At 70.3% G+C, this 18,243-nt stretch carries 16 protein-coding genes; 11 read left to right on the forward strand and 5 right to left on the reverse strand.

All coding sequences use genetic code 11. The annotated features are described in order from the left end of the window. The first annotated feature begins 34 nt into the window (after positions 1–34). The 5 genes from OG289_RS29865 to OG289_RS29885 all read left to right on the forward strand — a co-directional run bounded on the left by OG289_RS29865 (position 35) and on the right by OG289_RS29885 (position 5,995). Positions 35–2,500 carry a protein kinase domain-containing protein gene (locus OG289_RS29865; RefSeq protein WP_327317146.1) on the forward strand — a complete coding sequence of 822 codons (2,466 nt, stop codon included), beginning with the start codon at positions 35–37 and terminating at the stop codon, positions 2,498–2,500. Between the two features lie 26 nt (positions 2,501–2,526). Continuing rightward, positions 2,527–3,126: a hypothetical protein gene (locus OG289_RS29870; RefSeq protein WP_327317147.1), complete on the forward strand. Its 600-nt coding sequence runs from the start codon at positions 2,527–2,529 to the stop codon at positions 3,124–3,126. A gap of 11 nt (positions 3,127–3,137) precedes the next feature. Continuing rightward, entirely contained in the window at positions 3,138–4,058 is a 921-nt protein-coding gene (locus OG289_RS29875; protein ID WP_327317148.1) for a prepilin peptidase, read from the forward strand. Positions 4,059–4,182: 124 nt separating this feature from the next. Continuing rightward, positions 4,183–5,382, forward strand: coding sequence for a cyclic dehypoxanthinyl futalosine synthase (gene mqnC, locus OG289_RS29880; protein WP_327317149.1), 1,200 nt, complete (start codon positions 4,183–4,185; stop codon positions 5,380–5,382). A 7-nt stretch (positions 5,383–5,389) separates the two neighbouring features. Beyond that, entirely contained in the window at positions 5,390–5,995 is a 606-nt protein-coding gene (locus tag OG289_RS29885) for a hypothetical protein (RefSeq protein ID WP_327317150.1), read from the forward strand. A gap of 105 nt (positions 5,996–6,100) precedes the next feature. Here OG289_RS29885 and OG289_RS29890 read toward each other — a convergent pair whose 3' ends face one another. Next, the gene (locus tag OG289_RS29890) at positions 6,101–7,153 is read right to left on the reverse strand and encodes a chitinase (protein ID WP_327317151.1); all 1,053 of its coding nucleotides are present in this window, start codon (positions 7,151–7,153) and stop codon (positions 6,101–6,103) included. A gap of 397 nt (positions 7,154–7,550) precedes the next feature. Here OG289_RS29890 and OG289_RS29895 point away from each other — a divergent pair, with 397 nt between their 5' ends. From OG289_RS29895 to OG289_RS29910, 4 genes are read left to right on the forward strand one after another with little or no spacing between them, the layout of a single operon-like run. Beyond that, positions 7,551–7,871, forward strand: a complete 321-nt coding sequence (locus OG289_RS29895; RefSeq protein ID WP_327317152.1) for a hypothetical protein — start codon at positions 7,551–7,553, stop codon at positions 7,869–7,871. Positions 7,872–7,890: 19 nt separating this feature from the next. Then, positions 7,891–10,326, forward strand: coding sequence for a bifunctional polysaccharide deacetylase/glycosyltransferase family 2 protein (locus tag OG289_RS29900; RefSeq protein ID WP_327317153.1), 2,436 nt, complete (start codon positions 7,891–7,893; stop codon positions 10,324–10,326). After that, on the forward strand, positions 10,326–11,735 hold the full coding sequence (locus tag OG289_RS29905) for an acyltransferase family protein (RefSeq protein WP_327317154.1): 1,410 nt from the start codon (positions 10,326–10,328) through the stop codon (positions 11,733–11,735). The genes OG289_RS29900 and OG289_RS29905 overlap by 1 nt, the downstream gene beginning before the upstream one ends. Positions 11,736–11,767: 32 nt before the next feature. Next, a complete protein-coding gene (locus tag OG289_RS29910; protein WP_327317155.1) occupies positions 11,768–12,463 on the forward strand; it encodes a demethylmenaquinone methyltransferase in 696 nt (231 codons plus the stop codon). A gap of 114 nt (positions 12,464–12,577) precedes the next feature. Here the strand turns inward: OG289_RS29910 and OG289_RS29915 are convergent, their stop codons facing one another. After that, on the reverse strand, positions 12,578–12,892 hold the full coding sequence (locus OG289_RS29915) for a PASTA domain-containing protein (protein ID WP_327317156.1): 315 nt from the start codon (positions 12,890–12,892) through the stop codon (positions 12,578–12,580). Between the two features lie 132 nt (positions 12,893–13,024). Next, positions 13,025–13,531, reverse strand: a complete 507-nt coding sequence (locus OG289_RS29920) for a GNAT family N-acetyltransferase (protein WP_327317157.1) — start codon at positions 13,529–13,531, stop codon at positions 13,025–13,027. Between the two features lie 97 nt (positions 13,532–13,628). Between OG289_RS29920 and OG289_RS29925 the strand changes: the two genes are divergently transcribed. After that, positions 13,629–14,936, forward strand: a complete 1,308-nt coding sequence (locus OG289_RS29925) for a geranylgeranyl reductase family protein (protein ID WP_442818973.1) — start codon at positions 13,629–13,631, stop codon at positions 14,934–14,936. A gap of 118 nt (positions 14,937–15,054) precedes the next feature. Here OG289_RS29925 and def read toward each other — a convergent pair whose 3' ends face one another. Then, a complete protein-coding gene (def, locus tag OG289_RS29930; RefSeq protein ID WP_327317158.1) occupies positions 15,055–15,702 on the reverse strand; it encodes a peptide deformylase in 648 nt (215 codons plus the stop codon). A 630-nt stretch (positions 15,703–16,332) separates the two neighbouring features. Continuing rightward, positions 16,333–17,139: a C40 family peptidase gene (locus tag OG289_RS29935; RefSeq protein ID WP_327317159.1), complete on the reverse strand. Its 807-nt coding sequence runs from the start codon at positions 17,137–17,139 to the stop codon at positions 16,333–16,335. Positions 17,140–17,883: 744 nt separating this feature from the next. On the opposite strand from OG289_RS29935, the gene OG289_RS29940 reads away from it, so the two are divergent. Further along, complete coding sequence (locus OG289_RS29940) at positions 17,884–18,243, forward strand: NADH-quinone oxidoreductase subunit A (RefSeq protein WP_007383963.1); 360 nt, start codon at positions 17,884–17,886, stop codon at positions 18,241–18,243.

Consider the following 18,243-nt stretch of genomic DNA (forward strand, 5'->3'; position numbering starts at 1 on the left):
ACATAGGACTCGAAGGACCACGGGGTACGCCGTCATGGACACACTTCAGCCGGAGGATCCGCGGGAGTTGGGCGGCTACCGCCTCCTGCGCAGGCTCGGCGCGGGTGGCATGGGACGGGTGTACCTGGCCCGTTCGCCCGGTGGCAGGACCGTCGCCGTGAAGGTCGTCCGTCCCGAGATCGCGGCGGACGCCGACTTCCGTGCCCGGTTCCGGCACGAGGTCGAGATGGCCCGGGCCGTCTCCGGCCGCTACACCGCCCCGGTCGTGGACGCCGACACGGACGCCCCGCTGCCGTGGCTGGCGACGTCGTACGTGCTCGGCCCGGACCTGACGGACGTCGTGGAGCAGCACGGCGCGCTGCCGGAACGGACGGTGCGCGCGCTGGCCGCCGGTCTCGCGGCCGCCCTCCAGGAGATCCACGCGGCCGGTCTGATCCACCGCGACCTCAAGCCGTCCAACGTCCTGCTGGCCGCCGACGGCCCGCGGGTCATCGACTTCGGCATCGCGCGCGCGGTCGACGGAAACCGTATGACGCAGACGGGAGTTGTCGTCGGCTCGCCCGGCTACCTGCCTCCGGAGCAGGCGATGGGCAAGGACGTCGGTCCGGCGGGGGACGTCTTCTCGCTCGGCGCGGTCATCGCCTTCGCCGCCACCGGCCGGGGCGCGTTCGGCGAGGGAGTGGTCTCGCACGCGGCCATGCTCTACCAGGTCGTCCACGGTGAACCGGACCTGACCGGCGTTCCGCAGTCCCTGATCGGCCTGGTCCGTGGCTGCCTGCTGAAGGACCCGGCGCAGCGGCCCGCCCCCGCCGAGATCGTCGCCGCTCTCGCGCCGCAGGGCGGCGAGGGTGCGAAGGGCGCCGGGGGCGTCGCGGCCGTTCTCGACGACTGGCTGCCGTCGGCGCTGGCGTCGACGATCGCCACGCACGCGGCGGGAATCCTGGACCTGGAGGCACCGGAGGACCGACCGGGACAGGGTCAGGGACAGGGTCAGGGTCAGGGTCAGGGACAGGGACAGGGACAGGGGGTGGTGGCGGGGGCCGGGGCGTTCGGTCCGGCGGGCATGCCCGCCCCGGTGCCCGCGCCCGCATACGGATACCCGAGCGGCGCCCCCGCCCCAACCCCCGCTCCGGCGTACGGCTACCCGCCCGCCGCCGGCTACGGACCCCCCTCCGGCCCGGCCGGTCCTGCCGTCCCGGGCGCCAACCCGTATGCCATCCCCGGCACCGTCCAGCTCGGCGCCCCCTCGCCCACCACCCCCTCCGCTCCCGCCCCCTCCCGCCGCCGGGCGCTCAGGCTCGCGCTCGGTGGGGCGGCGACCGTCGCCGTGGCCGGCGGCGGGGTCGCGTGGTGGGCCGCCGAGCAGACACCGGTGGCGGCGTCGACCGGAACGGGAACCGGCGCGGGCGGCAAGGGCGGTTCGGCGGCGGCCGCCGACGAGACGTTCACGACCCCGCCGGCCGGCGTCGCCCCCCAGCCGCTGTGGCACGTCTCGGTGTCGGAGGACGCCACCAACACCGACGTCCCGGTCCTGACGCACCAGGGCCTGCTGCTGGTCAGCGGGGACCCGCTGGTGGCGTACGACATGAAGACCGGCAAGCCGAAGTGGTCCAAGGAGGGCGTCTGCCGGGCCGGCGCCGAACTCCTCTTCCACGACGGCAAGGTGTTCCTCGCCGACGGCGACTACGAGGGCGTCCTCGTCGCGTACGACGTGAAGACCGGCGAGGAGGCGTGGCGCAGCCGACTCGGCAAGGAGCTGGAGATCGAGCGGACGATCGCCATCGACGACAAGAACGTGTACGTCACCGGCACCGACTACAGCCAGTCCCAGAGCGCCACCAAGTACCGCACCTGCATCGCCGCGATCAGCCACACCACGGGCAAGAAGGTGTGGCTGGAGCGGCGGGACTGGGGCACGGCGGACTACGACGTCCTCGGCGGCGCCTCCGGCAGGTACCTCGCCTACGCCGACTCCAAGTACAACCTCACCGTCCGCGACACGGCCACGGGCAAGCAGTTGTGGAGCAAGAAGATCGGCGACGACTGGGAGTGGCGGCCGACCATCGCCGGTGGCCTGGTCTACCTGCCCGGCGAGCAGCTGACGGCCGTCGACGCCGACAACGGCAAGACCGCCTGGACGCTCTCGCCCAACGGCCGTCGCGGCTTCAACGCCCCGACGGTCGTCGACGGCGTCCTCTACGTCAGCGACCACGACCGCGGAGTGTGGGCCGTGAATGTGAGGACCCGGAAGCGGCTCTGGCTCTGCGACGACCTGAAGGGTTTCACCGGCCCGGAGACCTTCCTGAAGGTCGGGACAACCTTGTACGGCGGCGGCTCCGTCCTGAACGGCGCGCTCGTCGCCCTGGAGGCGAAGACGGGCAAGGTCCGCTGGATCTACGACGACGACAGGTCCAGCACCGACCCCTGGATGATCGCCCTCTCCGGCAACCGGCTCGCGGCCACCCACGGGCCGGACATCTACGCGTTGCCGGCGGTGTGAGGCGCGTGGGGGATGTGGGGGGGGGCATGGGGGAGCAGAGCGGTAACCGGGACGGAATCCGGTTCCGGGCCCGGGACGGCTGGGGCGTCGCGGGAGGCGTCCTCTTCCTCGCTGTCCTCCTTGGTGTTCTGCTCGCCGCGATGGGCCTGTGGAAGTGGTTCGTGCGGATGACGGCGCCGGCGCTCGTGGACCTGCCCGGCGGGGGATGGACGGTCGGCGTCGTGCTCGGACTGCTGTCGGTGGCAGGCTGGGCCGGCGGCGCGTGGTTCTCCGCCCCGGAACGGAACCGGGCCCGCACCGGGCCCGCGCGGACCGGGCCCGCGCGGACCGGGCGCGCGATCGCCGGAGCGATCGCCGGAGCACTCTGCTGGACGGTGGCGTTCGGCGCGCCGATGTACGTCCTCGGCGCCCTGCCCGGCCGCAACTGCCGCTCGGGCGCCACGATGTGCGCGTACATCCCGGGCACGGGCAGCGCGCTCCTGGCCTACGCGGTCACGGCGTCCCTGCTGGGTTGGCTCTGGTACCGCCGACGCGGCGCGGTCACGGCGGCCCGCCGCGCGGAGCGGCAGGCCCGGTTGAAGAGACTGCGCAAGAAGGGCAAGGGGAAGAGCAGGGCGGCACTCTAAGATTTCCGGGGATGAACACGCCTCCCAGTGACCTGGCGCTGATCACCGTCGCCGCGCTGTGGGGCGCCGTGACGGGAACGCTGCTGCCCCGCGCCGCCTACCGTTTCTCCGCGCCCTGGGAGGAGGCGGAGGACGGGTCGGAGGTGGACCCCGGCTGGCGGGCGACCTGCCCGGCCGGGCACCCGATCCGGGGATGGCTCGGGCGGGCGAGATGCGGACAGTGCGCCGGGACGACGGCGGCAGCGGGAGCGGCGGCAGAAACGGGTACCGGTACCGGGACCGGAGCGGGGACGGGAGCGGGGACCGAGACCGGAGCGGGAGCGGGAGCGGGAGCGGGGGCGGGTCCGGCGTCGTCCGGCGATGTCGGTCGGCTCACGCTCACCCCCTCCTACGCCCCCGGCGCGCTCCTCCTGCCCGCCCTCACCGCGCTCCTGTGTGCCGCGCTCGCCGCCGCCACCGGGATCCGGCCCGAGCTGGTCGTGTGGCTGACGCTCGCGCCGGTCGGGGTGCTGCTGGCCGTCGTCGACCTGCGGGCGCGCCGGCTGCCCGATCCGCTCACCCTCCCGCTCGCGGCCGCCGCCCTCGCCCTGCTCGGCCCGGCCGCACTGCTCCCCGAGCACGCCGGCGACTGGACCACCGCCCTGCTGGGCGCGCTCGCCCTCGGCGCCGGCTACCTCGTGCTGCACCTCGTCAACCCCGGTGGACTGGCCTTCGGCGATGTGAAACTGGCGCTCGGGACGGGCGCCGTCCTCGGCTGGTACGGCTGGGCGACGGTCATGCTCGGGACGTTCGCCGCGTTCCTGTTCGGGGCCCTGTACGGGGGCGTGCTGGCCGTCGTGGGACGGGAGGGACGCAGGACGACGATCGCCTTCGGGCCGTTCATGCTCGCGGGGACGCTCACGGGACTGTTGATCGGCGCGTACGCGGCCTGAGGTCCGGGTGGCGAAAGGGCTGGCGTAGGCTGGTTCGGTCCGCCCACCCGTCTCCCGCCGCCACCCTTGTTCGGAGCGCTTCGCGCGCAACTCCTTATCAACCCTTGACGAAAGGGACGCTCCGGTGCCCGAGAAGGCCGACCTCCAGTCCGTGCTCGACCGTGCCGCGGACGGCGGGCGGATCACCCCGGAAGAGGCCCTCGACCTCTACCGCGACGCCCCGCTGCACGCGCTCGGCGCCGCCGCCGACGCCGTACGCCGCCGTCTGTACGCGGGAACCGAGCACATCGCGACGTACATCATCGAGCGGAACATCAACTACACGAACGTGTGCGTCACGGCGTGCAAGTTCTGCGCCTTCTACGCCGCTCCCAAGGACACGGCCAAGGGCTGGACCCGCGACCTGGACGACATCCTGCGCCGCTGCGCCGAGACCGTCGAGCTCGGCGGTACGCAGATCATGTTCCAGGGCGGACACCACCCGGACTACGGCGTCGAGTACTACGAGAAGCACTTCGCCGCCATCAAGGAGGCGTTCCCGCAGCTGGTGATCCACTCGCTGGGCGCGTCCGAGGTCGAGCACATGGCGCGGATCTCCAAGGTGAGCGTGGAGGAGGCCATCACGCGGATCCACGCGGCCGGTCTCGACTCCTTCGCCGGCGCCGGCGCCGAGCTGCTCCCCGCGCGCCCCCGCAAGGCCATCGCGCCCCTGAAGGAGTCCGGCGAGCGCTGGCTGGAGATCATGGAGACCGCGCACAACCTGGGCGTGGAGTCGACGTCCACGATGCTCATGGGCACCGGCGAGACCAACGCCGAGCGCATCGAGCACCTGCGGATGATCCGTGACGTACAGGACCGGACGGGCGGCTTCCGCGCCTTCATCCCGTACACCTACCAGCCCGAGAACAACCACCTGAAGGGCCGCACCCAGGCGACCCTCTTCGAGTACCTGCGGATGATCGCCATCGCCCGCCTGTTCATGGACAACGTCCGGCACATCCAGGGCTCCTGGCTCACCACGGGCAAGGAGGTCGGCCAACTCTCCCTGCACTACGGCGCGGACGACCTCGGTTCGATCATGCTGGAGGAGAACGTCGTCTCCTCGGCCGGCGCCAAGCACCGCTCCAACCGCCTCGAGATCATCGACCTGATCCGCAAGGCGGGCCGCGTCCCGGCCCAGCGCGCGACGACGTACGAGCACCTCGTCGTGCACGACGACCCGGCGAACGACCCCGTCGACGAGCGGGTCATGTCCCACATCTCGTCTACGGCGATCGCGGGCGGCACGGCCCACCCCGAGCTCAAGCTCCTCACCTCCAACTAGCCTTCGCATGCTGACGATTCACGCGGACTCCAAGGGCCGGGCGCTCGCCGTCAAGGGCGCGTGGATCGCCGATGCCGGGTCGCTGGAGGAGCTCGTCGCCGCCCATCCGGGCGCGCGGGTGCGGACGTGGCCCGGCATCCTGACGCCCGGTCTGATCAACCTGCACGGCAACGAGCTGCTGGAGGAGGCGTACCACCCGGATCCGCGCGAGGCCGACCTGCTGGGCACCGCACCGCTGACCGGGGACGCGCTGGCGGCACTCGACATGGACGACGCCCGCTGGGGTGCGAGCGCCCGGCGCGGGGTGCAGCGCATGCTGGCGCACGGCACGGTCAGGGCGGCCTGCGAGGAACTGGGCAACCGGGCGGTGCGGGACGCCATGCACCGTTCCGGCCTGGCGGTTCTGGGCCGGCTCGGGCGCCCCGGTGGGACACCCGCGCTCGACCCGTACGCCGCCGGACTGCCGGTGGAGTTCGCACCCCCGCGGGAGCGGCACTCCGCAGCCCGGTTCGCCGTGTTCGACGTACGGGACGAGGCCGAGCTCGCGGAGCGCGGCGCAGGCACGTGCGTGGCGACGGTGGTCGAGGGGCGCCTCGTTTACAGACGCCGGTAGGCCAGTTCCCTCAGGGGCGCGGGGCCGTGACATTGTGCGGCTCCGCCGCGTGGGCGCGACCCACCACGACGGCCCGCACTCGGCACACAACGGAACCCCCGAGCTCTACTCCGAAAACGCCTCCGCAAACGCCCCCGAACTCTGCTCAACCCCACTGCAATTGGTCAGAGCGTCATCCTTCGCCGCGTCACCGTCGGAACACTGCTGATCCCGGAACGTCGACCACATGGAAACCCAGGAAATACCCTTCTCCTCGGCGAACGCCCGCACCTGCGCCGCGTCCGCCAGCGAAAAGCTCTCGTTGGCGACGTCGTTGGTCCCGATCATCGAGGTGAGCGCCATCCCCCTCCACGCGACGGAGTCCTCCGTCCCGAACACCGACTTCAACTGCGTATGCGCGGCCGTCGCCGAGGTGATCGCGTACCCGCCCATGTCGCCCGAGTACGACTCGCCGTAGTTCATCGTCATGAGGTTGACGGTCGAGACCTGGACGTCGTATGTGTTCGCGGACGCCAGCAGCGCCAGGCTGTCGGAGTCCAGCCCGGAGGGCATCACCGGGAGTGTGAAGGAGACCTCCAGGTCCGGGCGTTCCTTCTGAAGTGCCGCGATCGCCTGCGAGCGCAGGGCGACCGAGCCGGAGTCGGTGAGTTCGTCGCCCTCGATGTCGAAGTCGGCCTGGGTGGAGCCGGCCGCGTCGAGCGCGTCGCCGTACGCCTCGGCGAGTTCCGACGCGCTGTCACAGGTGGCGGCCAGCTCCTTGCCGGAGGCTCCGCCGAAGGAGACGCGCACCGTGGCGCCCGACTCCGTCAGCGCCGAGATACGGGACTTCACCGCCGAGTCGCCGACGGCGTTCGTACCGTTCCACTTCGGCGTGCAGGTGCTGCCGCCGGCGATGACGAACGCCAGGTTGTACGTCGTCGGCGTACCGGCGGCGTCGTTGTCGGAGGCCTCCACCGCGCTCACGTAGGGCGCGTAGGAGGTGCTGGTACTGGATGATGTGGCGCTCGGTGATGGTGAGGGACTACTGGCCTGATCCGTCGCCTTGTCGGTGGCCTTGGGCGCCGCGTCCGACGCGCTGTCGGAGCCCGCGGAGCATCCCGCCAGGGCCAGGGCGAACATGCAGGTGACCCCGGCCGTCGGCATCAGGAAACTCCTCATTGCGTATGCACCCGCTCTCGTGATTTCTGTCTCAGGAAGGAAACAAAGGGCGTTTCCGAATTGGAAATGTCTCACATGTGGGCGGATCGCGCGGGAACAGTGGACACACGGACAGTTCATGGACGCAAGCGCGCAAAAGGTGATAACCATCCGCCCATAAGGGATAATCAACCCTCCCATGGTGAGTGCGGGTTGCGCAGGAGTTTCATGGATCTCTCAGGGAGTAGACAGGTTCACTCGTTTCTCATGGGTCTCTCACATGCGGCTCAGAGTTTGTGCCACATAAAGGCTCTCTAATATCCGGGGAATGCAATCCGAGCCTGCCACCGAAAGCCGTGCCGCCGCTCGCGGCAGCCGTCGCAGCCGCAAACGTGACGACGCCTCCGCAGAGGGGCCCGTGTTCGTTGACAACTCCGGACGCAGGTCGAAGCTGCTGCGCCGGATGGGTCTGCTCATGGGAGTCGGCTGCCTCGCGTACGCCGTCGTCCTCGGCGCCGCCTTCATGGGCTGGGGTACGTCCCTGACCCCGTCCTCGCTGCTGCCGTTCGGCAACGGAGGCCCGAGAGGTTCCCAGAACTCAGGCCCCGGCGGCGTCCAGCCGCAAGGCGGTATCGGTACCCCGCCCTCGAAGCCCACCGGCACCCCGCCCTCGGGCATCACCACGGGCGAGCCGCCCAGCTCCGCCCCGACCGCGACCGCCTCCGCGGCCGCCAACTGACCGGAGCGCAGCCACTTCCATGACGACCACTTCCTCCCGCGGCCGCCGCCGCGCCCCGACCCGCATGGAGCGGGCGGCGGGCAAGGCCGCGGCGCTGCAGAAACCGCGTGTCATCCTCGCCCTGCTGCTTCTGCTCGCGCTGACCAGCGTGATGCTCCTGGACGGCTATCTGCGTGCCGAGGTCGGCGGCGACCAGCGCGTGCGCACCGGCGCCAGTGCCGGCAAGGTGCCCGAGAAGGTCCTCGACGGCGGCCCCATCCTGACCTTCCGGGGCGGCCAGGCCACCACCATCTCGGTGCCCGACAAGACCATCGCGCTGACCTTCGACGACGGCCCGAACCCGACCTGGACGCCCCAGGTGCTGGAGATCCTCCAGGAGAACGACGTGCCCGGCACGTTCTTCCTGGTCGGCTCGATGGTCTCGCGCTACCCGGGCATCGTGAAGGACATGGTCGAGGAGGGCAACGAGGTGGGCATCCACACCTTCACCCACGTCGACCTCTCCTACCAGTCCGACGCCCGCGTCAACCGTGAGATGGAGCAGACCCAGCTCGCGCTCGCGGGCGCGGTCGGCATCACGACGACGCTCTTCCGCGCCCCGTACTCCTCCAAGATGGAGGCCATCGACAACTACAGCTGGCCCATCTACGAGAAGCTCGGCGAGGACGGTTACACCAGCGTCTTCGTGGACACCGACAGCGACGACTGGAAGAAGCCGGGCGTCTCGAAGATCATCAAGTGGGCCACGCCGGAGGGCGGCAAGGGCGCGTCGGTGCTCTTCCACGACGCCGGCGGCGAGCGCTCGCAGACGATCAAGGCGCTGCCGCAGTACATCAAGAAGATGAAGGCCGCGGGCTACACCTTCACCACCATCAGCGGCGTCATGCAGGAGCAGAACGCGGCGGGCCCGCAGAACACCGGCCAGCAGCAGGCCGCGGGGGCTGCGGGAGCCACGGGAGCCACGGGGGCCACGGGGGCCACGGGAGCAGGCGGGGCGACCGGCGAGCAGCCCGGCACCGTCCCGAACGGCGAGGGCACCGGCACGGGGAGCGGAGCCGGGAACGCCAACGGTGGCACCGGCACGGGGAACGGAGCCGGGAACGCCAACGGTGGCACCGGTGGAACCGACGGGACGAGCATCAACCGTCTCCAGGCCGCCCACCGCGAGGCCACCGGCGTGACCCTCTACGAGGGCAAGGCCCTCATCGCGGCGGTCACCCTCGCCGAGTGGACCGTCCCGACGCTCTCGGTGGGACTGATGATCGTCGGCGTGGCCGTCATGGGCCGCTTCGGGATGATGCTGATCCTGGCCCGCCGCCACTACAGACAACGCAACAAGCGGCGCTTCAGCTGGGGGCCGACCGTCACCCGGCCGGTCAGCGTGATCGTCCCGGCGTACAACGAGAAGGAGTGCATCGCCAACACCCTCAAGTCGCTGGCGAAGAGCACCCACCCGATCGAGATCATCGTCGTGGACGACGGTTCGACCGACAACACGTCCGAGATCGCACGCGAGGCGGCGATGTCCCTCGGCATGACGAACGTCCGCGTCATCCGCCAGGAGAACGCGGGCAAGCCGGCCGCCCTCAACAACGGTGTCCGCAGCGCCAGTTACGACATCGTCGTGATGATGGACGGCGACACGGTCTTCGAGCCGGAGGCCGTGCACCAGCTCGTGCAGCCCTTCGCCGACCCGAAGGTCGGCGCGGTCGCCGGCAACGCCAAGGTCGGCAACCGCGACACGATCATCGGCGCCTGGCAGCACATCGAGTACGTGATGGGCTTCAACCTCGACCGCCGCATGTACGACCTGCTGCGCTGCATGCCCACCATCCCCGGCGCGATCGGCGCGTTCCGCCGCGACGCGGTGCTCGAGGTCGGCGGCATGAGCGAGGACACCCTCGCCGAGGACACCGACATCACCATCGCCATGCACCGCGCGGGCTGGCAGGTCGTCTACCAGGAGCACGCCAAGGCCTGGACGGAGGCGCCGGGCTCCCTGAAGCAGCTGTGGTCCCAGCGCTACCGCTGGTCCTACGGCACCATGCAGGCGCTGTGGAAGCACCGCAAGTCCCTGACGGACAAGGGACCTTCGGGTCGCTTCGGCCGCGTCGGCATGCCGCTCGTGGTCCTCTTCCAGATCATCACGCCGGTCTTCGCCCCGCTCATCGACGTCTTCACCGTCTACTCGATGATCTTCATCGACTTCCAGGCGGCCCTGCTGGCCTGGTTCGCGGTCCTGGGCGTCCAACTGGGCTGCGCGGCCTACGCGTTCCGCCTGGACCGCGAGAAGTACCGCTACCTCCTGATGATGCCGCTCCAGCAACTGGCCTACCGCCAGATGATGTACCTCGTCCTCATCCACTCCTGCATCACCGCCCTCACCGGCGGCCGCCTGCGCTGGCAGAAACTGAAGCGCACGGGCGAGGTCGGCACCCCGGCCGGGGTGAGCTGATGAGCTGGGAACAGCAGCAGGGGTACGGACAGCAGCCGTACCAACAGCAGCCGTACCAACAGCAATACGGCTATGAGTACGACCACGATCACGGGTACGGGCACGGGCACGGCCGGCAGCAGTATGTGCAGCAGCAGCCCTATCCGCAGCAGTACGTGGATTACGGGCAGGGCGCTGTCGTCGAGGAGACAGCGCCCTTGCCGACGGTCGACCTGGCCCCGGCCCCGGCTGCGGCTCCGCAGCCGGAGCCGGCGGCCGATGCGGCTGCCGCTACCACTGCCGCTGTGGGCAGACGTTCCGCACGGCGGAACGGGTCGGCACAGCCCGCAGCGCCGGGTGCCGACGCAACGAACGGCAAGGAGTCCAAGCCCGCCGCCCCGCAACGCGACCGCTACTTCGACACCCTCCGCGCCCTCGCCCTGATAAGGGTCGTCGCCTACCACACCTTCGGCTGGGCCTGGGCCGGCATGGTCTTCCCGTCCATGGGGATCATGTTCGGCCTGGCCGGCACCCTCATGGCGAAGTCCCTGGAGCGTCCGGCACTGAAGGTGGTGAAGAGCCGGTTCCGCCGCCTCCTGCCCCCCTTCTGGTTCTGGGGCGTCTTCGTCGTCCTGGCGATGCTGGTCCACGACTGGATGCCGAACTGGGAGATCGTCTACTGGGTCGTGCCGCTGGGCGACCCGCCGGGCAACGCCTGGGGCGAGCAGGCCTGGGAGATCCTCTGGTACCTGCGGACGTACCTCTGGTTCGTCCTGCTCTCCCCGCTCCTGCTCCGGCTGTTCCGGCTCGCCCCGGTCCCCGTGCTGGCGCTCTCCCTCGCGCCGATCCTGGTCCTGAGCTTCGTCTGGGCGGGCCCGGACAACCGCGTCGGCAGCGCGCTGTGGGACCTGTCGACGTACCTCTTCTGCTGGATGCTCGGCTTCGCCCACCGCGACGGCGTCCTCCAGCGCATGAAGCCGGCCCTGGTGGTCGTGGTGTCGCTGGCGGCGATCGGCTTCGGTGGCTGGTACGCCTTCACGCACCAGGCCGACGCCGGCACCTACGACCTGGACGAGATCCCGCTCGCGCAGGCCTTCTGGTCGGCGGGCTTCGTCATGCTGCTGATGTGGGCGAAGGCCCGCTTCGGCATCGACTTCGCCTGGCTCACCCGCTTCCGGCGCACGAACCGGATCGTCACCGTCTTCAACGCCCGCGCGGTGACGGTCTACCTCTGGCACGAGATCGCCCTGATCCTGGCCGTGCCGCTGATCGACCGGTTCTGGGACATCCCCGCGTTCGAGACGTACCTGCCACTGGACAGCCAGTGGTTCATGTTCGGCGTGGGCTGGCTGCTGATCGCCGTCTTCGTGCTGCTCTGCGGGTGGGTCGAGGACGTGGCGGCACGGAAGAAGCCGAGGCTCCTGCCGTGAGCCGGTGAGGGCGGGGCTGCCACAATGGGCGTGTGACCCGCGCTTCCCTGAACAAGCAGCCCAACGAAGTCGCCTCGATGTTCGACCGCGTGGCGGAACGGTACGACCTGACCAACGACGTGCTGTCGCTGGGCCAGGACCGGAGGTGGCGCAAGGAGGTCGCCAGGGCGGTCGACGCCCGCCCCGCCCAGAAGGTCCTGGACCTCGCCGCGGGCACGGCCACCTCCTCCCTCCCCTTCGCGCGGACCGGCGCCTACGTCGTCCCCTGCGACTTCTCCCTCGGCATGCTCCAGGTCGGCAAGCGGAACCACGCCTGGCTGCCCTTCACGGCCGGGGACGCGACGAGGCTGCCCTTCAAGGACGACTCCTTCGACGCCGTCACCATCTCCTTCGGCCTGCGCAACGTGCAGGACTTCGACGCCGCCCTGCGCGAGATGTACCGGGTGACCCGGCCCGGCGGGCGCGTCGTGATCTGCGAGTTCTCGCACCCGACCTGGGCGCCCTTCCGGACCGTCTACACCGAGTACCTGATGCGCGCCCTGCCCCCCGTCGCCCGCGCGGTCTCCTCGAACCCCGAGGCCTACGTCTACCTCGCCGAGTCCATCCGCGCCTGGCCCGACCAGCCCGCCCTCGCCGAGCACCTGCGCAAGGCCGGCTGGTCGAAGGTCGCCTGGCGCAACCTGACGGGCGGCGTGGTCACCCTCCACCGGGGCTTCAAGGAGGCCTGAGACCAAGAAGGAACCAGGGAGGGGCCACGACGGCCAAGGAGGAACCAGGGAGGGGCCAGGAAGGCCAGGGAGGGGCCAGGAAGGCCAGGGAGGGAGCCGACTTTCCGGCTGTTCCTACCTGGTGATCGCCTCGAAGTGATCTCCGGGCTGGTCCAGCTCGCGTCGGAGCCCGCCCCCGCCAGGTCTCGGCACACGCGGCTCGTGCACGCCCGCGCCTCCGCCGCCTTCCCCCTCGCCGAAGTCGAACCACACGGTGACGACGGCGCCGCGCGGCACCTCGACACCTGGCGGCGGATACTGCCGTACGACGTAGTCGACGACCGCGCGGTGGAAGTCGGGCCGGTCCGGTGCGGCCAGCAGCACGCCTTGCGCCGCAGCCGCCTCACGCGCGTCCACGGCCATCAGACCCACGAGCCTCGGCACGCGCACGTCGGGTGTTTTGGGCGGTATGAGCACAGATGTCACCCCCAGTGGTACTGGAAGGGTAACCGCCCGAGGGCGTCGTCCGGAAGCGTCAGGTGTCTTTCTGTAGCCGATAACCGCGGCGATGGCTACAGAGGGTCACCAAGTGAGGCGGTAGCAATGCCCCTCCCGCTCCAGTTCCGGCGTCGTGAAGACCTCCGAGAGCCGCATCCCCAGCCGCTGCGTGACGGCGATGGACCGCTCGTTGCGCGCGTCGACCATGGCCACCACCCCGGGCACCCCTGCTGCCCGCACCCGCTCCAGCGTCATCTGCGCTGCCGCCGTCACATACCCCTGCCCCCAGTGCTCCCGCCCGAGTCGCCACCCGATCTCGATCTCCCCTTTGGGGCCCCACTCCCGCGGCCACGGCTGGGCGCCCGTGAACCCGATGACCCGGTCGTTCCGGTCCAGCATCGTCCACAGACAGAAACCGTGCTCGGCGTCGTGCCGACGCTGGCGGGCGGTGAGCTCCTCGTAGGCGGACAGCTCCGCGGACCTGCCGCCGTGGAACTCCATCACGTCCGGGTGGTCGAACACCCGGTGCCACGCGACCGCGTCCTCGTCCGTGGGAACACGCAGCCGTACTACGGGGAGAGCTCGGTTCACTGGGCAGCCCTTCAGCCGGGTGATCAATTCTGCTGAATAGACTGCCCATGTCCAGTGCCGGTCGGCACGAAGATTCCGAACTTGGGGAGATCCCGCCGTGACCGTCGTGAACGAGCCCCACGCCGAGCCCTTCTCCGAGAACACCGCCGATGTGATCGTCGTCGGCGCGGGGCCGGCCGGCTCCACGACCGCCTACTACCTGGCCAAGGCCGGTCTCGACGTACTCCTTCTCGAGAAGACCGAGTTCCCGCGCGAGAAGGTCTGCGGCGACGGCCTCACCCCGCGCGCCACCAAGCAGCTCGTGGCCATGGGCATCGACATCTCCGAGGAGGCCGGCTGGCTGCGCAACAAGGGCCTGAGGATCATCGGCGGCGGGGTGCGGTTGCAGCTCGACTGGCCGGATCTCGCCTCCTTCCCCGACTACGGCCTCGTCCGTAAGCGCGACGACTTCGACGAACAGCTCGCCCGCCAGGCCCAGAAGGCCGGTGCCCGCCTGTACGAGCGCTGCAACGTCGGCGCCCCGATCGTCGACGACCGCACCGGCCGGATCACCGGTGTGCGCGCCAAGCTGGGTGAGGAGAAGCGCGAAGTCACCTTCCACGCCCCGCTGGTGGTGGCCGCCGACGGCAACTCCACCCGCCTCTCGCTCGCGATGGGCCTGCACCGCCGCGAGGACCGCCCGATGGGCGTCGCGGTCCGCACCTACTTCACCTCCCCGCGCCACGAGGACGACTACCTGGAGTCCTGGCTGGAGCTGTGGGACCGCCGAGGCCCGGGCGAGGACCGGCTGCTGCCCGGCTACGGCTGGATCTTCGGCATGGGGGACGGGACGTCGAACGTCGGCCTCGGCGTGCTGAACACCTCCGACTCCTTCAAGGAGCTCGACTGGCGTGAGGTCCTCAAGGCCTGGTGCGCGTCCATGCCCGAGGACTGGGGCTACACCCCCGAAAACATGACCGGCCCGATCCGCGGCGCCGCCCTCCCCATGGCCTTCAACCGCAAGCCCCACTACACCAAGGGCCTGCTGCTGGTCGGCGACGCCGGCGGACTGGTGAACCCCTTCAACGGCGAAGGCATCGCCTACGCCATGGAGTCCGGCCAGATCGCCGCCGACGTCATCGTGCAGGCTCACGCCCGCGCCACCCCTGGCCAGCGCGAACTCGCCCTGCAGCGCTACCCGCAGATCCTCGCGGACACCTACGGCGGCTACTACACGCTGGGCCGCGCCTTCGTGAAGCTCATCGGCAACCCGAAGGTCATGAAGATCGCGGCCCAGCGCGGCCTGACCCACCCGTTGCTGATGAAGTTCACCCTGAAGATGCTCGCCAACCTGACGGACCCCACGGGCGGTGACGCGATGGACCGCATCATCAACGGCCTGAGCAAGGTGGCCCCGAAGGCCTGACCGACGGCTCGGCCGGTCTCAGGGCTGCGGCTGGGCACGGCTCAGGGCCGTGGCCGGGGCCGGGGCCGGGCGAGGGTCGCGGCCAGGCGCCCGGGTCGGGGTCGCGGCCAGGCCTGTCTCAGGGCTGTGGCTGTGGCTGGGGCCGGCTCAGGGCCGCGGCCTTGGCGGCCCGGCGCGCGACGACCTCTTCCCGCCGGTCCGCCACCTGCCGCAGGGCCTCCCTCCGGCCCCTCTTCGAGAGCCTGTCCAGATAGACCTGGCCCTCGAGATGGTCGCTCTCGTGCTCCAGGCACCGCGCGAAGTACCCGCGCCCCTCGATGACCAGCGGACGCCCCTCCCGGTCGTACCCCCGCACCACGGCCCGGTCCGGCCGCGGTACGTCCATGAGGGCGCCCGGCACCGACAGGCACCCCTCGCCCTCGTCGAGCAGCCGCCGCCCGGCCGGGTCGAGCCGGTCCAGCACCGGATTGACAATGTGTCCGACATGTCGGTCACCCTCGTCGTCCCAGCAGTCGTAGACGAACAGCCGCAGACCGACGCCGACCTGGTTCGCCGCGAGGCCGGCCCCGTCGGCGACGTACATGGTGACGAACATGTCGTCGATGAGCGCGGCCAGATCGGGCCCGAACTCGGTGACATCCCGGCAGGACTTGTGCAGCACCTCTTCACCGACCTCGGTGACCCGCCGCACCGACCCACGCCGGGCCTCGGGCGCGAGCGGGGGATAGGAGGCGACGGGCTGCCCCTGTACGAACACACGTGGCATGACGTTCTCTCCTTCAACTCGTGGACGGGTCGTGGAGTTCCACGACCCGCCCGCCGAGCATGCCAGGAGAGCCGCAGACGCGTCCGCGTCGTGAGGAGAGCGGGCTCGCACGGCCGCGCGCGTGAGCGAAGGGGCCTGCGCGGCCGAGCACCGCACCACGGGAGAGCGGCTCGCGAGGCGAGCACGCCCGGGAGAAGGGCTCCGCGCGGCGCGAGCGCGTCGGGGGAGCGGCTCCGCGGGGCGAGCGCGTCAGAGGGAGGTGCCTGTGGCGCGAGTGCGCCAGGGGGAGGGGCCTGCGGGGCGAGCGCGCCAGGGGAGGTGCCTGTGGCGCGAGTGCGCCCGGGGAGGGGCCTGTGGTGCGAGTGCGCCAGGAGGGAGGGCCCGCATGCCGATCGCGCCGAGAGCGTGGCTTGAGCGGCCGCGTGGCGTCGGGGGAGGGCCTGCGCAGCCGTGCATGTCGGGGCGGCGCCCACGTGGCCGAGTGTGTCGCGAGAGGGCGAGTGGCGCGGTCGCGTCGGGAGAGAGGGCTTGCGGGCCGGCGTGTGCCGGGCGCGAGCCCGAAGGGCCGCTGCCCCCGAGCGGCTGCGGCCCTTGCGTGCGTGAGGTGCCCTCAGGGGCACTGAAGAGGTGTCAGAGCACCCGCACCGCGCCGGTCGGCGGGTCGTACGACAGCGGCTTCTCGGCCACACCGGTGGACGGGTTCTGCGCGCCGACGAACATGCCGTCGCCGACATACACCGCCACGTGGTACGCGCTGCCCGCGCTGCCCCAGTAGAGGATGTCGCCCGGCTGAAGGTTGTCCAGCGACACCTGGGTGCCGGCGACCGACTGGTCCTGAGAGACACGCGGCAGGTCGATGCCGACCTGCTTGAAGGCGGTCTGCATGAGGCCCGAGCAGTCCCACGAGTTGGGCCCCGTGCCCCCGGAGACGTAGGCGTCGCCGATCTGTGCCTTCACGAAGGCGATGACGGCGGCGGCCGAACCGGTCGCCGTGGACGTGCTGGTGCTGCTGTCGCTGGAGCTGCTGCTCGCCGTGGTGGAGAGCGTGGTCCGCTCGGCGTTGCGCGTGGCACGCTCGGCGGCGGCCTTGCGGGCGGCCTCGGCCTTCTTCGTCGCCTCGGCCTTGGCGTCGGCGAGGTCCTTCTTGGCCTCCTTGGCGGCTGCTGCGGCGGCCGCGTCACGCTCGGCCTGCAGCTGGTAGTTCGCCGCGGCCTGCTGTGTGGCCTGAGCGGACTGCGCGACCTGGGCGGCCAGGTCGCCCGTGAGGACGGGCAGTTCGAGTGTCTGCGTCACCGGCTCGGCGGCGTTGGCCGAACCAGCCGCCGTGGCGACGGCCAGCGTGCCGAGGACACCACTGGCGACTCCGGCCCGCATCGCGATCGTCGACGCGCTGCGGCGGGGTTTCCGGTGGCTGCGTATGTGAGCGGTGTGGGACATGAGTCCAACCGGTATCAGGGGCTCCTCCATACCTTCAAGAAACGTGTGCTGCGCCACAGTTGTTCAATCGACGTCCCAATTCCCCTGCCTCGGGTTCTTTATTGACGCCGTAACGGACATTACGGACGCAGGTGATCAAGCCTGTGATCACGGGCTTTCGTCGTTACGCCCGGATTGCCCGGCACCTACCACCGGTTGGGACCGTTGGCCAAGCCCGCTTGTTAGGCGCCCCTCGCGGATGTGGCGGAGGTCACGGAACGGTCACCGCGGCGGCCGCGTCTCGCGCATGCGGTGGGGTCACCTCCGCTTGTGAACTCGTGCACGCGTCCACACCCCGTCCCCACCCTCCCCTTGACGTGTGAACGCGTCCCACTATCAGGACGCTGCGCCCATCACCAATTTGCATGCAAGGGAAGCTTCTTGATATGGAGACGCCTCTCGTGGCCTGCGACGACGAGCGCAAATGTCACTTCTTGTGATCACTCTGACGCTTCGCGTACGAAGATCACCGCTGATATGACTTCATGATCCTTCGTCAGGTGGTGGAGATCACAAAGCTTGTGTAATACCCCGTGTCGCAGATCACAGAGCGGCGGGCATAGGATGCGAGGCAGTTGGGCTTGTGACCTGCTTCACATGTTCGCGATCTTCGCCGAGACGGGCGGGGTTCGTGGGGCCGGTGGGGCTGATGTGAGTCCGATGCCATCGCCAGCAGTCAGTGCCGACTGAGAGGAGCGAGGAGCGGTGAACGCGTATGCGCCCATCCTCGTACTGGGAGCCCTCGGGGCAGGCTTTGCGATCTTCTCCGTGGTCATGGCCACGCTGATCGGGCCGAAGCGGTACAACCGCGCCAAGCTCGAGGCCTACGAGTGCGGTATCGAGCCGACCCCCACGCCGGCCGGCGGCGGGCGCTTCCCCATCAAGTACTACCTGACGGCGATGCTCTTCATCGTCTTCGACATCGAGATCGTCTTCCTCTACCCCTGGGCCGTCACCTTCGACGCCCTGGGTGTCTTCGGGCTCGTGGAGATGCTGCTCTTCGTGCTCACCGTCTTCGTCGCGTACGCGTACGTATGGCGGCGCGGCGGCCTGGAATGGGACTGA

The organism is Streptomyces sp. NBC_01235 (assembly GCF_035989285.1).
GTDB lineage: Bacteria > Actinomycetota > Actinomycetes > Streptomycetales > Streptomycetaceae > Streptomyces.

Bases quoted from the DNA above. Each gene is read 5' to 3' on its own strand.
- def (WP_327317158.1), bottom strand. From the start codon at position 15,702: ATGCCACGTGTGTTCGTACAGGGGCAGCCCGTCGCCTCCTATCCCCCG.
- OG289_RS29890 (WP_327317151.1), bottom strand. From the start codon at position 7,153: ATGAGGAGTTTCCTGATGCCGACGGCCGGGGTCACCTGCATGTTCGCC.
- OG289_RS29875 (WP_327317148.1), top strand. From the start codon at position 3,138: ATGAACACGCCTCCCAGTGACCTGGCGCTGATCACCGTCGCCGCGCTG.
- OG289_RS29865 (WP_327317146.1), top strand. From the start codon at position 35: ATGGACACACTTCAGCCGGAGGATCCGCGGGAGTTGGGCGGCTACCGC.
- OG289_RS29870 (WP_327317147.1), top strand. From the start codon at position 2,527: ATGGGGGAGCAGAGCGGTAACCGGGACGGAATCCGGTTCCGGGCCCGG.
- OG289_RS29900 (WP_327317153.1), top strand. From the start codon at position 7,891: ATGACGACCACTTCCTCCCGCGGCCGCCGCCGCGCCCCGACCCGCATG.
- OG289_RS29885 (WP_327317150.1), top strand. From the start codon at position 5,390: ATGCTGACGATTCACGCGGACTCCAAGGGCCGGGCGCTCGCCGTCAAG.
- OG289_RS29935 (WP_327317159.1), bottom strand. From the start codon at position 17,139: ATGTCCCACACCGCTCACATACGCAGCCACCGGAAACCCCGCCGCAGC.
- OG289_RS29905 (WP_327317154.1), top strand. From the start codon at position 10,326: ATGAGCTGGGAACAGCAGCAGGGGTACGGACAGCAGCCGTACCAACAG.